Source organism: Arthrobacter sp. SW1, from assembly GCF_001766675.1.
Taxonomy (GTDB): domain Bacteria; phylum Actinomycetota; class Actinomycetes; order Actinomycetales; family Micrococcaceae; genus Arthrobacter.
The window spans coordinates 357640-372423 of the sequence record NZ_MJLT01000045.1 but is presented as its reverse complement, the minus strand read 5'-3'; the positions used below and the strand labels follow the sequence as shown (position 1 = coordinate 372423).

Annotated in this window: 13 protein-coding genes; 2 read left to right on the top strand and 11 right to left on the bottom strand. The window is 68.0% G+C overall.

Annotation, left to right across the window (positions count from 1 at the left end; genetic code table 11):
- Positions 1–79 precede the first annotated feature (79 nt).
- Both BIU82_RS15070 and BIU82_RS15065 read left to right on the top strand, forming a co-directional pair.
- The gene (locus BIU82_RS15070) at positions 80–1342 is read left to right on the top strand and encodes an MFS transporter (protein WP_070350246.1); all 1263 of its coding nucleotides are present in this window, start codon (positions 80–82) and stop codon (positions 1340–1342) included.
- Positions 1339–2019, top strand: coding sequence for a FadR/GntR family transcriptional regulator (locus BIU82_RS15065; RefSeq protein WP_070350245.1), 681 nt, complete (start codon positions 1339–1341; stop codon positions 2017–2019). Before BIU82_RS15070 ends, BIU82_RS15065 begins: the two co-directional genes overlap by 4 nt.
- 89 nt (positions 2020–2108) lie before the next feature.
- Here the strand turns inward: BIU82_RS15065 and BIU82_RS15060 are convergent, their stop codons facing one another.
- The 11 genes from BIU82_RS15060 to BIU82_RS15015 all read right to left on the bottom strand — a co-directional run bounded on the left by BIU82_RS15060 (position 2109) and on the right by BIU82_RS15015 (position 14643).
- Positions 2109–3575, bottom strand: a complete 1467-nt coding sequence (locus BIU82_RS15060; RefSeq protein WP_070350244.1) for an FAD-dependent oxidoreductase — start codon at positions 3573–3575, stop codon at positions 2109–2111.
- 45 nt (positions 3576–3620) lie between these two features.
- Positions 3621–4892, bottom strand: coding sequence for a uroporphyrinogen-III C-methyltransferase (gene cobA / locus BIU82_RS15055; RefSeq protein ID WP_070350243.1), 1272 nt, complete (start codon positions 4890–4892; stop codon positions 3621–3623).
- 85 nt (positions 4893–4977) lie between these two features.
- Entirely contained in the window at positions 4978–5889 is a 912-nt protein-coding gene (locus BIU82_RS15050; protein WP_070350242.1) for a glutaminase, read from the bottom strand.
- A gap of 4 nt (positions 5890–5893) precedes the next feature.
- Positions 5894–7510, bottom strand: a complete 1617-nt coding sequence (locus BIU82_RS15045; RefSeq protein WP_070350241.1) for a helix-turn-helix domain-containing protein — start codon at positions 7508–7510, stop codon at positions 5894–5896.
- Positions 7511–7713: 203 nt separating this feature from the next.
- Positions 7714–8757 carry an LLM class flavin-dependent oxidoreductase gene (locus BIU82_RS15040; protein ID WP_070350240.1) on the bottom strand — a complete coding sequence of 348 codons (1044 nt, stop codon included), beginning with the start codon at positions 8755–8757 and terminating at the stop codon, positions 7714–7716.
- Between the two features lie 235 nt (positions 8758–8992).
- On the bottom strand, positions 8993–9931 hold the full coding sequence (locus BIU82_RS15035) for an ABC transporter permease (RefSeq protein ID WP_070350239.1): 939 nt from the start codon (positions 9929–9931) through the stop codon (positions 8993–8995).
- Positions 9921–10664: an ABC transporter ATP-binding protein gene (locus BIU82_RS15030; protein WP_070350238.1), complete on the bottom strand. Its 744-nt coding sequence runs from the start codon at positions 10662–10664 to the stop codon at positions 9921–9923. The genes BIU82_RS15035 and BIU82_RS15030 overlap by 11 nt, the downstream gene beginning before the upstream one ends.
- A gap of 86 nt (positions 10665–10750) precedes the next feature.
- A complete protein-coding gene (locus tag BIU82_RS15025) occupies positions 10751–11899 on the bottom strand; it encodes an ABC transporter substrate-binding protein (RefSeq protein WP_070350237.1) in 1149 nt (382 codons plus the stop codon).
- 191 nt (positions 11900–12090) lie between these two features.
- Complete coding sequence (locus BIU82_RS15020; RefSeq protein ID WP_070350236.1) at positions 12091–13350, bottom strand: alpha-L-fucosidase; 1260 nt, start codon at positions 13348–13350, stop codon at positions 12091–12093.
- Between the two features lie 5 nt (positions 13351–13355).
- Positions 13356–13784 (bottom strand): hypothetical protein, encoded by a 429-nt coding sequence (locus tag BIU82_RS20060; RefSeq protein WP_216099030.1) that lies wholly within the window; start codon positions 13782–13784, stop codon positions 13356–13358.
- The gene (locus BIU82_RS15015) at positions 13690–14643 is read right to left on the bottom strand and encodes a hypothetical protein (RefSeq protein WP_216099029.1); all 954 of its coding nucleotides are present in this window, start codon (positions 14641–14643) and stop codon (positions 13690–13692) included. Before BIU82_RS15015 ends, BIU82_RS20060 begins: the two co-directional genes overlap by 95 nt.
- Positions 14644–14784 lie beyond the last annotated feature (141 nt).

The window sequence follows — 14784 nt, the reverse complement described above, 5'->3', positions numbered from 1 at the left end:
CCTCCAGGCCTCCAGGCCTCCAGGAGAGGTTCACCACAAAAGTCGGCATCGAAAACGTCAAACGTCTAACCTTTAAAGCATGGCGACTTCGATACCTTCCCAACCCCTGCCCGCTTCCGCCTCGATGACTTCCGCCGCCGCTGCCGCCCCCAAACGCAAGCTCGTCGTCGTCGCCGGCGTCGTGGCGGTTGCCCTGATCGGACTGAACCTACGCGCCGGCATCACCAGCGCCGCGTCACTGTTCCACGATCTGCAGGCGGTCCTCGGCTACGGCCCGGTAGTGGCCTCGATCCTGCCGACCATTCCGCTGCTGTGCTTCGCCTTCGCCGGCCTGGCCACCCCGTGGCTGGTGCGGAAGACCGGCGTCGAGAAGGCCATCCTGGTGTCCCTCACCCTGCTGGCCGCCGGCCTGCTGGTCCGCGGCATTCCCACCACGGGTGTGCTGCTGGCCGGAACCGTGCTGGCCATGAGCGGCCTGGCCGTGTGCAACGTGGCCATGCCCGTCTTCATCCGCGAGCACTACGCAGCGAAGACCCCCATGATGACCGGCCTCTACACCTTCACCATGTCCGCCGGCGCCACCATCGCGGCGTCCGTCAGTGTTCCGCTGGCCGGGCAGCTGGGTTCGCCGTCGCTGGGCCTCGCCGCGTGGGGGCTGCTGGGCGTCGCCGCCCTGTTGGGCTTCGTTCCCATGGTGCTGCACACCCACCGCAGGAAGTCCCGTAAGGATGCCGAACGGGTCTCCATGTGGCCCCTGCTCCGCACCCGCCACGGCCTGCTGATCACCGCCGTCTTCACCTTCCAGGGCTTCCTGGCTTACGGCGTCATGAGCTGGTTCGCCTACCTGCTGACCAGCCGCGGCCTGGGCGCCACCGAAAGCGGCCTGCAGTTCGGGCTCATGCAGATCCTCTCCGTGTTCGCGGGCATGGTGCTGCTGGCCTTCGGTTCCCGCCCGGGCATGCTGCGTCCGGCGTTCTACCTGGCAAGTTCCAGCACCCTGGCCGGCATTGTCGCCATGCTGCTCCTGCCGGTGTCCTGGGCCGCCGTTCCGGCGGTGCTCACAGGCTTCGGCCTGGGCATCTTCCCGCTGGTCCTGATGGTGATCAGCCGCAGCGGGCGCTCGACGGCGGAAACCACCGCGCTCTCCACGGTGGCCCAGTCGCTGGGCTACCTGATCGCGGCGGCCGGGCCGTTCGGCGTCGGGCTGCTGCACAGCGCGAGCGGCGGCTGGACTCTGCCGCTGGGCCTGCTGATCGTGGCGTCCCTGGCGCTCATGGCCTCCTGCCACCTGATGACCGCCAAGGGCGTGCTGCCCCAGGCCGGACCGAAGACCGTCAAATGAGCCTGTCCTCCGTGCACCGCCCCGTCCTGGCCGATGAGGTCACCGCGCGACTGCGCGGCATGATCCAGTCCGGCGAATGGCCCCTCGAAGAGCGGATTCCCGCCGAACCGGAACTGATGGCCCTGCTCTCGGTCTCCCGCGGCACGCTCCGGGAAGCGGTCAAGGCGTTGGCCCACAGCGGCATGCTGGAAGTCCGCCGCGGCGACGGCACCTACGTGCGCGCCACCAGCGAAATGTCCGGCGCGGCCCGGCGGATGTACAAGGACCACACCCCGCAGCACGTGCTCGAAGTCCGCTTGGCCCTGGACACGCAGGCCGCCCGCCTCGCAGCCACCAACGCGACGGCCGCGGATATCGAGGCGATGCGCGGACTGCTTCGTGCCTGGCGCGAGGCCTGGGCCGCGGAGGACATCGTCACCTGGGCCAAGTCCGACTGGGCGTTCCACGACCTCGTGGCCAAGGCTTCCGGCAACCCGCTGCTGCACGAGCTCTACGCAAGCTTCAGCGGCGCCATGCACGCCGACCTCCTCGTCCAGCGCCAGCGCGCCGGCTTCAACGGCGTCCCCGGCGAAGGCCACGACGAACTCGTGGACGCCATCGAGGCACGCGACCCGGCCGCCGCCGTCGACAGCGTCAACCGGAACCTGGACTCATGCGCGGAGTGGCTGGGCAGCTAAGCCGCCGCTTAAACAGCAACGCGGGGTCACTTACGGCCCATCCGGAGCACCGGAATGGGCCGTAAGTGACCCCGCGTTGTCTTTTGGGGTTAGACGTTCGCGGCGACGCCGTCGCGGGAGATGGCCACCATCTCTTCGCGGGAGACAACCTTGATGCGCTCACGGGCGACCTCGACGCCGTGCGAGGTGCCGGCCTCCGTGGCTGCCGCGCCGAGCGCGAGCTCGTGGGCGTCCAGTGCCAGCCAGCCTTCCCAGCTGGTGTACTTCACGCCGCGGGCCTCAAGCAGTTCGACGACGGCGTCCGCTTCCGGAACGGCGGCGAACGGCAGGTTTTCGCGGTCTTCCAGGAGGTAGGTGACGGTCTCGAGCGCGTCGCCCTTGGTGTGGCCGATCAGGCCGACAGGGCCGCGCTTGATCCAGCCGGTGGCGTACAGACCGGGAACGTGCTCGCCGGAAGCGTCCAGCACGCGGCCGCCGTCGTTGGTGATGACGCCCTTCTTGTGGTCGAACTCGACGTCCGGCAGGGCCGAACCGAAGTAGCCGATGGCGCGGTAGACGGCCTGGACCGGGTAGTCGATGAATTCGCCGGTGCCGCGGGCGTTGCCGGTGCCGTCCAGTTCGGTGCGTTCGAACTTGATGCCTGCCACCTTGCCGGGGGCCTCGGCGGAGTCCACGATTTCCACCGGGCTGTGCAGGAAGTGCAGGTGCAGGCGGCGGGAGGCCTTGAGCTCGGAGAGGTCCTCGGGCTGTTCGGCGATCCAGTTGGTGAGGGTGCCCACCATGGTCTTGACCTGGTTGTTCGTCTGGATGGCCTCGTCCGAAGCTTCGTCGAACTCGAAGTCCTCGGCGTAGAGGATGATGTCCACGTCCTTGGAGTGGGACAGTTCGCGCAGTTCCAGCGGGGTGAACTTCACCTGGGCCGGGCCGCGGCGGCCGAAGACGTGCACGTCGGTGACCGGGGAGTTCTTCAGGCCGGCGTAGACGTTGTCCGGAATTTCGGTAACCAGGAGGTCGTCGGCGTGCTTGGAGAGGACACGGGCCACGTCCAGGGCCACGTTGCCGTTGCCGAGCACGGCGATTTCCTTGGCCTCCAGCGGCCATTCGCGGGGGACGTCCGGGTGGCCGTCGTACCAGGAGACGAAGTCGGCGCCGCCGTAGGAGCCCTCGAGTTCGATGCCGGGGATGTTCAGGTCCGCGTCCTTGATGGCGCCGGTGGCGAAGATGACGGCGTCGTAGTGCGTGCGGAGGTCCTCGATGGAGAGGTCCGTGCCGTAGTCCACGTTGCCGAAGAAGCGGATGTCGCCGCGGTCCAGGACCTTGTGCAGGGCGTTGACGATGCCCTTGATGCGGGGGTGGTCCGGGGCAACGCCGTAGCGGATCAGGCCGTAGGGTGCCGGGTAACGGTCGAAGAGGTCGATGCTGACATTCAGCTCGCCGCTCTTGACGGCTTCGCTCTTGGTGAGGATGTCCGCGGCGTAGACGCCGGCCGGGCCGGAGCCGATGACGGCAACGCGCAGCGGACGCTCGATGGATCCTACGGTGGTGCTTGATGACACGGCTGTGTTCCTTTTCTTCGGCGCGGGCTGTGTTTGGCGCAGGGGCTAGAGGGCTGCTGCCCGGGGTTTGTTGGGAGTCAAAGTGCTGTAATCGGCGGTCTTGAAATGTTCGGGAGCGTACGGGCTGACACGCACGACGTCGCCGATCACCACCACTGCGGGATTGGCCACACCGCTGGCTTCCGCCTGGTCCGCGATGCTTTCCAGGGTGCCGATGGTGACGCGCTGTTCGGGCATGTAGCCGTTCTCTACGATACCTACCGGCGTGTCCAGAGGCATTCCGGCGGCCGCGAGGGCGGCCGCGGATCCGCGGAGTTTCGCCACGCCCATGAGCAGGATCACAGTGTGGTCCGGGCGGGCGGGGACTTCGGCGAGCTCCTCGTGGCCGGTCACCACGCTGAAGCCCTTGGCCAGTCCGCGGTGCGTCACGGGGATCCCGGCCGCGGCCGGGACCGAGATGGCGGAGGTGACGCCGGGAACCACTTCAACCTCGACGCCGTTCTGCCGGCAGAATTCGGCTTCCTCGCCGCCGCGTCCCAGCACGTAGGGGTCGCCGCCTTTGAGCCGGACCACGCGGTTTCCGGCCAGAGCCTCGTCCACGAGGATGCGGTTGATCTCCAGCTGCGGTACGGGGTGGTGGCCAGGAGTCTTGCCGACTTCGATGACGCGGACGTCCGGTGCAAGGTCCTTCAGCAGCTCGCGCGGGCCGAGGCGGTCGGCCACGACGACGTCGGCCTGGGCCAGGAGCCGGCGGCCCCGGACGGTGATGAGCCCGGTGTCGCCGGGACCGCCGCCCACCAAGGCAACCGAGCCGGTGGTCGAGCCTGTCGAGACCCGGCGGTGCCGGCGCAGCGGGAGGTCTCCCGTTTCAAGGGCTGTGGCGACGGCGTCGCGCAGCGCCATCGCGCGGCGCGGGTCTCCCCCGGCGTTCACCGCAATCTTGACGTCCTCGACAACTGCGACGGCGGGCGTCCAGGCGGCGGAGGATTCGTGGTCGGAGGCGTTGACGCACCAGATCCGTTGCGCCTCGGCGTCGGCGGCCACCTGGGCGTCCACCTCCGAAACGCCGGTGGCGGTCTGGACGAACCACACGCCGTCGACGTCTGACGAGCGGTAGTCCCGCTGCTCCCAGGCGAGCAGGCCGGCGTCGGCGAGTTCGCGGAGCGCGGGAGAGGCAACTGGTGCGACGACGGTGACCTCGGCCCCGGCGTCGAGCAATCCCTTGGCGCGGCGCGCGGCAACGGGGCCGCCGCCCACCACCAGCACGGGGCGGCCGAGCAGGCGCAGTGCCGTGGGATAGATGTCCTGTAGTGCCATGCAAAGACTGTAGGGCCGCGCCGTAACATGCTTCAAAGGCCCGGAAACACCGGTTAACGGGAGGTAATCCGGCGTCACATTGCGTCTAGAAGACCGACCACCCCGTGCGCGTGGTGAACTCGTCCAACGCGGCAACGCCGGCCACGGAATTCCCGGAACGGCCCAGCCCCGGGCTCCACACGCTGATGGCGCACTTGTCCGGAACCACCGCCACAATGCCGCCGCCCACGCCGCTCTTGCCCGGCAGGCCCACGCGGTAGGCGAACTCGCCGGCGGCGTCGTAGGTGCCGCAGGTGAGCATCACGGCGTTGATCCTCTTGGTCTGAGCCGGGGACAGCAGGCGGGTACCGTCCGTCCGCAGGCCGTTCGAGGCGAGGAACCTGGTGGCCAGTGCCAGGTCCTCGCAGCTCATGGCCAGCGCGCACTGCTTCACGTAGGAGTCGAGCACGTCCTCCACCGGGTTTTCCAGGTTGCCGCAGCTTGCCAGGAAGTGCGCCAGCGACGCGTTGCGGTGGCTGTTCCCGAGCTCGGAGCCGGCCACGCGCGGGTCCACGTCGATCCCCGCGTTGCCGGTCTCCTCCCGCATCAGTCCGCGCACGGCGCCGGCGGCGTCGCCGGTCATGCTGAGCAGCCTGTCCGTCACCACGATGGCCCCGGCGTTGATGAAGGGATTCCGGGGAATGCCGCCTTCGCTTTCCAGCTGGATCAAGGAATTGAAGGGATTGCCGGAGGGTTCGCGGAAGACGCGCTTCCAAATGTCTTCGCCGTCGAGGGCCAGCACCAGGGCGAGGGCAAACACCTTGGAGATGCTCTGGATGGAGAAGGCGGTGCGGGCGTCCCCGGCGGAGTAGACCTCCCCGTCCCGGGTGGCCACGGAAATGCCGAAACAGTACGGGTCTACGGTGGCCAACTGCGGGATGTAGTCAGCCACCTGGCCCTGGCCGAGCTGCGACTGCACGGCGCCGGCAATGTCCTCAAGGAGGTTCTGCATGTTCACGGCGTTACCCCTTGTTCCCGGTGCGGTTCCACAGCTTGATTTGGAGGTGGGCCAGAAGGCGCTCGTCCGCGGACTGCAGGTCAAGGCCCGCCACCTCGCATGCCCGCCGGAGACGGTAATGGACGGTGTTGCGGTGGACGGCGAGCTCTTCCGCGCAGCGGTTTACGTCGCCGAAGAAGTCCAGGTAGCTCAACAGCGTCAGCGCGAACTCCGGGTACCGCGTGCAGAGGGTGGCGATTCCCTCGTGCCGCAGGGATGTCCTGGCCTCCAGCAGCTCCATCAATTCATTGCTCAGGACGGTCGTTTCCACGTCGCTGTAGGAGGCCACCCGGAGAGAAGGCCTTGCTTCCATGACCTTCAGGACACCCCGGACGTGCCCCAAGGTGGTGTGCAGGGAGTCCAGCCGCGGAACGATCGGCCCGACGGCCGCCTGGACCTGGAAATGCAGGTGCGTGGTGGCGTCCCGCACGATCACGTTGACCAGGCGGTTGATGGCCGGAAGCGACTTTGCCGGGTCGAGGTCCGGCAGGATGATGGCCGTCTCCGTGCCGAGCGCCCCCACTATTGCTCCAGGCCGATATGCAGCCGCGTGGATGGAGGCCAGGTTGGACAGCTCTCCCCTGCGGAGCTGAAGGCCGGCGGGGCTCTGGTCCAGCCCGCCGGCGGACACCAGGACCAGCGCCGCAGGCCTGGCCGGGTCGATGCCCGCGGCCTGGGCCTGCGAATGTACCTGGGCCGTGCCGCTCAACAGGCCGGATACACGGTCTTCGCGCATCGATTGGGCCTGTTCATTGCGGTGGCGCGCCAGCTCGATCGCCGCGTGCCGTGCCGCCCCGATCATGAGCCGGTCGGTGTTGGGAGCCAGTGGGCCGGCGCCTTCCTGCAGCCAGATGTAACCCAGGACGCGGCTTCCGGCGTGGATGCCGATGGCCACGCGTTCACGGAGTCCGGCTTCCGGGTTGGCTTCCACGTGGACCGGTACCTCGGCGGCCTGGAGGTGCTTGTACACTCCCGATTCCTTGAGGAGCTTCTGGTACCGCTCCGGTCCCCGCCTTGCCAGGATGGAAAGCCGGCGGAGCTCATCAACGTCGTTGGACGCCGGTGAATAGGCCAGGACCCTGTTGGCCGGGTCTTCGATCACCACGTGTCCGTTGGTCAGCGTGGCCGTGGTCTGGGCGATCGCGAAAAGGTCCCGGTGAACAGCGCCGGTGCCTTCCGCCGGCATCCCGGGTTCGCGGACGCGGTCCAGGGCAACGCCCTCCAACTTGTCCCAGCGCAGGCCCGGCGCCACCGCCACCAGCCCCACGCCCGTGGGCTGCAGGACTTCAGCCACCGCTTCAAGGTCGTGCTCATTGCCTTTGATGGCCACTGCCGCGGGCCGGTGGGCGGCGATCCGCCGTATCGCGGGCAGCGCGGCCCGGCCACGGGCTCCGATGAGCAGCACCAAGGTGCCGGGAGGCACTTCGGCTTCATCTTCGGCGTCGACGATCAGCGTTTCGAGTACGGTCCGGTTGTCCGCCGCCGGCGCCAGCAGCAGCCGCGCGTTGTCCACGCCCAGGTCCTCAAGGATGTCGCTCAGCAGGGTGACGACGCCGTCGTCGTCGGGGTCCAGGGCTTTCAACGAAGCTGCCGCTTCCTCTCACATTGATTTTCAGGCCGGGAGACCTTCGCCATTGAAGGTTCCGGGTGGCTCCGTGCACGCGCACAGCCAGAAACATTACCGAGCCTTCGATGCGCGCATGTTGTCCGGACAGCACAAGAAAAGGACCGCGAATGTGGCCCGCCGGCCAAATCAGCGGTCCCGGCCTGACCGCCGGGTGGCGTTCAGGCCTTGGGCGTCCATCCCAGTGCCGGGGCGATGTGCTCCGCGACGTTGGCCAGCAACTTGGCGTTGTAGTCGACGCCGAGCTGGTTCGGCACGGTGAGCATCAGGGTGTCCGCCGCCTGCACTGCCTCATCCTTGGCGAGTTCCTCGGCGATGACATCCGGTTCGCCGATGTAGCTCCGGCCGAAACGGGACAGCGCGCCATCCAGCACGCCCACCTGGTCGCGGCCGTCCACTTGGGCACGGAGTCCGAAGTAGTGCCGGTCCTCGTCGTCCACCACGGGAATGACGCTGCGGCTGACGGAAACCCGCGGCTCGAAGCCATGGCCCGCACCGGCCCAGGCCTCCCGGTAGAGGCGGATCTGTTCGGCCTGCAGCTGGTCGAAGGGCACGCCCGTGTCCTCGGTCAGCAGGGTGGAGCTCATGAGGTTCATGCCCTGCTCCGCGGCCCAGACGGCGGTCTTCCGGGTGCCGGCACCCCACCAGATGCGTTCAGGCAAGCCGGGCGCGGTGGGCTGGATGGGCAGGAGCCCGGTACCGCCGCCGGCGTAGGCGGGGTCTGCCTGCGCGACGCCGCGGCCCGCGATGGCGTGCCGGAACAGTTCGGTGTGCCGACGCGCCATGGCTGCCGGGTCTTCGCCGTCGCCGGGCTCATAGCCGAAGGCTGCGGCTCCGTTGAGGGCCGGTTCGGGTGAGCCACGGCTGATGCCCAGTTGCAGCCGGCCGCCGCTGATCAGGTCCGTGGCCGCCGCTTCTTCTGCCATGTACAGAGGGTTCTCGTAGCGCATGTCGATGACGCCGGTGCCCATCTCGATCCGGCTGGTCCGGGCCGCGATGGCCGAGAGCAGGGGGAAGGGCGCGGCCTGCTGCCGGGCGAAATGGTGGACGCGGAAGAAGGCACCGTCGATCCCGATCTCCTCCGCTGCCACCGCCAACTCGATGCCCTGCAGCAGCGCGTCGCGGGCCGTCTGCACCCTGGAGCCCTGGGCACGGCCCCAATGTCCGAAGGAGAGGAAGCCGATGCGCTGCGGGTGCGGAGTCATGTCCGCGTCAACGCGCGTGCGGGCCGGGGAATTCCTGCCACGGGTGGCCCGGGGTTTCCCCGGAATCGATGTTTCGCTACAGGAACGATGGTGCGCGTCATCGTTTTCGAAGGGAACCATCGATTTGGCGGCCGAACCACCGGAAGAACCGCCCAAGGAAACGCAAAAGCCCGACGGCGGGAGGTCGCCGTCGGGCCCTGATGTTGCGATGCCCTGGTGTTGCGTTAGGAGGCGCTCAGCGCGTTCCGCCGGCCAGCAGGCCGCGGCGCTGCAGGAGCCGCTTCTCGATGGGTCCGAAGACCAGCAGCTCGATGAGGATGCCCACGGCAAGGATGAACAGGATGGCGGACATCACGGTGGCCATGTCCGAGAGGAGCCGGCCTTGGTCAAGCAGCGAGCCCAGGCCGAAGCCGATGGTGCCGCCGGTGGCGATGATTTCGGCCGCCATGAGGGAGCGCCAGGAGAAGGCCCAACCCTGCTTGAGGCCGCCGATGTAGCCGGGCAGCGCCGCCGGAAGGATGATCTGCAACGCCATCTGGAGCCGGTTGGCGCCCAGGACCTTGCCCACGCTGCGGTACTGCGGCGGGATCTGGTCCACGCCGGAGATGAGCCCGTTGATGATGGACGGAATGGCGCCCATGAACACCACGAAGTACACGGTGGCGTCGCTGAGGCCGAACCAGATGATGGCGGCCGGAACCCACGCCACGGACGGCAGCACCTGGAGGCCGGAAATCAGCGGGCCGAAGGCACGGCGCAACGGCGCGGTCTGCGCCAGCAGCAGGCCTACCGGCGTCGCGATCACCACGCTGATGAGGAAGCCGAATACGCCGCGCTGCAGCGAGGTCCATACCGATTCCTGGACCTTGCCTTCGGACCAGAGCACGCCCATTTGGCCGAGGACGTCGAGCGGTCCGGGGACCAGGTCGCGGCGCTTCACGCCGAGGGACACGTAGAACTGCCACACGAGGATCAGCACCACCAAGGCCGCGACCGGCAGCAGCACGCGGCTCCAATCGATGCCGGCCTTGCGCTGCGTGTCGGACTGGAGCTTGTCCAGGCCGGCTTCGAGGTCGCGCAAGTCCTCGGGATTGCCCTTGAGGACGGGCGAGGTGATGTGACCGGTTTCGACGTTGGGATCAGTCACGGGGCGGACGTCCTGTTCAGTTGGCATGGCGGCGGATCTCCTCGCGCAGGCGGCGGGTAATGGTCGCGGTCAGTTCCCCGGCCCGGCCCGCGTCGGTACGGTGTTCTTCGGTGACGTCCCATTCGGCCACCACACGGCCCGGGCGGGAGGACAGCAGCAGGACGCGCTGGCCCAGGCGCACGGCTTCGCGCACATTGTGCGTCACGAACACGATGGTCCGGCCGGTTTCCTTCCAGATCCGTTCCAGTTCATCGTGCAGGAGGTCGCGGGTGATGGCGTCCAGCGCGGCGAAGGGTTCGTCCATGAGGAGCAGCTGCCGGTCCTGCGCCAGCGAACGCGCCAGTGCCACGCGCTGGCGCATGCCGCCTGAGAGTTCGTGGGGGCGCTTGTCCCCGGCCCCGCCCAGGTGCACCAGCTCCAGCAGCTCGGTGGCGCGGGCGCTGCGCTCGGCCTTGCTGCTGCGCTTGCCGGCGTTCTTGTCGGCCAGCTGCAGGGCAAGTTCGATGTTGGCCCGGGCGGTCAGCCACGGGAAGAGGGCGGAGTCCTGGAACATGAAGGCGGCGCCGTCGGCCGGCACTTCCAGGGCGCCCGACGTCGGCTGTTCCAGTCCGGCGAGGATGTTCAGCAAGGTGGACTTGCCGCAGCCGGAGGCACCGAGGAGCGCGACGAACTCGCCCTTCGCGATGGTGGCGTTGACGTCGTCCAGCACCGGGGCGCCGTCGCCGAAGCGTTTACCCAGATGTTCCAGTACGACTGGCATGGTCCCGTCCTTTGCGTTGCTTGCTGTTTGCTGGTGTTGCCGGCCCGGGCGGTGTGCCCGGGCCGGCAACGTGGTCGGTCGTGGTGTCAGTCCGCACCAAGGCCGGCTGCCGAGGTCTTCGTCCCGGTGACCTCGTTGAGGCCGCGGAGGTCGAAGATCCCGTTGATGTCCGCCTGCTTGGTGGTTCCGGCGTCCACGCCGTCCTGCAGGAGCTTCTTGTACGTGCCGGCCAGGGGGTCGGTGGTGTACGTGATGTTCTTCAGGGAGCGGGCGATCACGTCCGCGGCCAGCGGCTTGCCGGCGCTGTCCTTGAGCGCCGCATTGATCACGGAGGCCTTTTCATCGGCCGGCGCGGAGTTCAGCCACTTCACGGATTCAACATGGCCCTTCAGGAGTGCCTTGACGGTCTCCGGGTGCTCGGTGGCGAATTTCTTGTTCACGATCAGCACGGTGGTGACGAACTCGCCCTTTTCCCACAGCTCCTTCTCGTCCACCAGCACCTTGCCGCCGGCCTGGAGCACCAGGCGGGAGGCCCAGGGCTCGGGTACCCACGCGCCGTCGATCTTTCCGTCCTGGAAGAGCTTCAGGGACTGGGCGTTCTCCGTGGGGTTGATGTTGACGTCGCCGCTGCCGTCCGTGGAGGTCTTGTAGCCCTGCTTCAGCAGCCAAGCCCGGAGGGCGACGTCCTGCGTGCCGCCGAGCTGCGGGGAGGCGAGGGTCTTGCCCTTGAGGTCCGCCGCGGAGTTGATTCCCGGCTTGACCACCAACTGTGCACCGCCGGCTGCTGCGCCCGCGATGATGCGGATGGATTCGCCGTTGCTCTTGACGAAGGAGTTGATGGCCGGGTTGGGCCCGATGTACGTGGCGTCGATGGCGCCGGCGTTGAGGGCTTCGATCGCGGCGGGGCCCGCGTTGAAGGTCTGGGTGCTGAGCTTGGTGCTGCCCAGTTCCTTGGCGATCAGGCCCTTGCTGACGCCCACCAGTGCGGGAGCGTGCGTGACGTTGCCGAAGTAGCCGAGCTTGAGTTCGGTGGCGGGTGACGGGGCCGCGGCCGGTGCCGCGTTGCCGTTGCCCGCAACGACGGAGGCGACGGCCGCGCCCGCGCCGATCAGCAGGGCGAGTCCGACGGCGATGCCGACCTTGAGGCCGCGGCCGGCCTTGGGCTTGGGGTTCTGTCCGGCGACGATGCGGACGGTGCCGCTTGATGGCTGCGAAGACTCAGGGGTCTGTGACATGGGAGGTTTCCTTTGAAGATGGTGCGGGTTGGGGCTGAAAAATCAGGTCCCGCAACATCGCCCGTAAAGGGCAGGCAAGGACCAGTCCATCGTGGTCATGGATTCACAGTAGGGACTGGCCTGTTTGCCGTTCAACGGCATGGAAACCGGGGGTCACGCAACTTCATGCAGCGTCACATACGGGTGCCGGTTCAGTGATCTTCCGGGTAGTCGGTGGGCGCCAAGTAGGCGACCTCCGGGATGCTTTCGGCACCGGTCCGGAAGCCGTCGACGGCGGCCAGCCGGGCGCCGTCGACGGCTTCCAGCTCCACGGTGAGCCGCTGCACTGTGGCGGCCGGGAAGGCGTGGATGCGCTGGGAGCCGATGGTTTTCCCGGCGGCAAGCAGGCCGTCGTCGGACAGGACACGGTGGCCGCGCACGCGTTGGCCGTCGGAGAGGTCTTCGGCGAGCAGGAGGTGGTCGATCGTGACAGGCTCACCGAAGTCCAATTCCCAGCGCCCCTTCCCCAGCTCTCGCACGGCAGCCGGCAACGGCGAGCCGAAGCGGCGGGTGACCTCGGCGCCGAATTCCCGCACGCGCCGCACGTCCTCCTCCGGGAGCAGGCCGCGGGTGTCCGGCGGCAGGTTGAGGAGGAGATTCGCGCCCAGGCCCACCGAACGGTAGTAGATGGCCAGCAGGTGCTCCAGGGTCTTGGGCTCCTGGTCCGCGTGCCAGAACCAGCCGGGGCGGATGGAGACATCGCATTCGGGAGGCAGGTACAGGGCCTCTTCAAGTTTGGTGGTCACCACGGTGTAGTTGGAGAAATCCGTCTGCTCCACCACGTACTCCACGGGATCCGCGGCCAGGCCGTCCTCGTTGCCCACCCAGCGGATGGTGGGGCGGCCCATGTTGAAGACCATGGCACCGGGCTGCAGTTCTTCGATGAGGGCCGCGATCCGTGCCCAGTCGTATTCGTGGCCTTCGGAGCCGGCGCCGTCGAACCAGAGCTCGTGGAGCTGCCCGTAGTTGCTGCACAGTTCCCGCAACTGGCCAAGGTAGAACTCGTCGTACGCCTTCGAATCGGCGTAGCACTCCGCGTTCCGGTCCCACGGCGACAGGTAGAGGCCCAGCTTCACGCCGAGCTTCCGGCATGCCGCGGCGACCTCCGCCACCACATCGCCCTTGCCGTCCTTCCACGGCGACGACGCCACCGAGTACTCCGTGAGCGCGGTGGGCCACAGGCAGAAACCGTCGTGGTGCTTGGTGGTGAGCACCACGTACTTCGCGCCGGCTTCTTTCGCGGTGCGGACCCACTGTTCGGCGTCGAGTTCCGTGGGGTTGAAGGACTGCGCAGGAAGGGTGCCGTCGCTCCATTCCTTGCCGTGGAAGGTGTTGATGCCGAAATGGAAGAAGACGCCCATGCGGTCTGCTTGCCAGGCGAGCTGCTCGGGGGTGGCCTTGAGGGAATGCATGGGACTCACTTTCGGAGGGGGCTGCCGATGAGGCTGGTGATGCCGCGGGCGGCGAGGTAGGCGGGGTCCGTGGCGCGGCTTTCCAGCACCAGCGCGGGCGGTTCACCGTCGACGGCGGCCTGCAGCCATGCGTCGAAGAACTCCCCCGTGACGCCGTAACGGCTGCGGCCCGCGGTGCTGTGTTCGTCGTCGAGCGCTATGACCATGGCGGTTTTGTGTACTGAACTGCCCGGCACGACGGCGGCAGGTGGTGAGCTGCGCAGCTCGCCGATGAGTCCGGCCAGGGCCAGCCCGGCGGGCTTGGGCTTGCGGCTGCTGTCCAGCAGGCCGAGCGAGTATTCAAGCTCGGGGAAATCGGCAAGGTCCCGGCTGACATCGTGCGAGCACCACCAGGTGATGCCCCAGAGGTTCGGATTGCCTGCGAGGTGGCGCACCGTGGCGGTGGCGAAGTCCGCGGCGTCCCCGGCGGCGACCCACGGGGCGGGTGCGCCGACTTCCTGGACCCAGACGGGGCGGGCCGGATCCGCGGCGAAGGCCGTGACGAACTGCACCAGGTAGTCGGCGAAATGGACCAGCGCGGGGTGCCGTTCGCCGTAGCGCTGCCCCTGCGCCGCCGAACACCCAGGAATGCACGGTGCTGAGGTCACCAAGGGTGGCCGCGTGCCGCGGCGTGAACGGCATGTCCTCCTTGAAGAGCGCCGAGTCATCGAAGGAATGCTGGTGGGTTCCTGCGGGCCAGGCCTCTTTCGCGGCGCCCAGGAGGGTGCCGAGCCAGCTGCCGGCTTCTTCGCTGGAGAGCCGGTGCGGGTCCGGGTGCCACGGTGCGGCGAACTGGTTGGTTTCGTTGCCGATGGTGAGGCCCAGGGCGTTGGACCGGCCGGAGAGTTCCGCGGCCAGGGCCCGCAGCAGTTCAGCTTCCGCGGCCACGACGTCCGGATCCGTGAACATGTTGCGGCGGTGCCAGCTATGCAGCCAGGCCGGCAGGAAGTCGAAGCTGGACAAGTGCCCCTGCAGCACGTCCACGCTCGCATCCAGCCCGAACTCGGCGGCCACGTCCACCACCGTGCCCACGTCCTCCACGGTCTTGCGGCGGATCAGGCTGCGGGACGGCTGCAGTTCGGGCCAGAGCGGGAAGACCCGGATGTGGTCCAGCCCGAGCTTTGCGATGGATTCGAGGTCGCGGCGGACCTCGTCGGCGTCGAAGTCCTGCCAGCTGTGGAACCAGCCGCGACTGGGGGTGTAGTTGGCGCCCAGCCTGAGCGGGCGGGCCTTCCGGGCGTCGTTGTCCTGCATTCGGCTCCCCGCTGGATCGGCATGTCACTGCGTCAGTTCACCGCGTCGATTCCACGCAGCTCAGCACGAGCATAAACATCCGATGTCTGGGCGTCAAGGAACAAAAAACCGCAGCCCGTCCGCGATTCCGGAGCCTTGTGG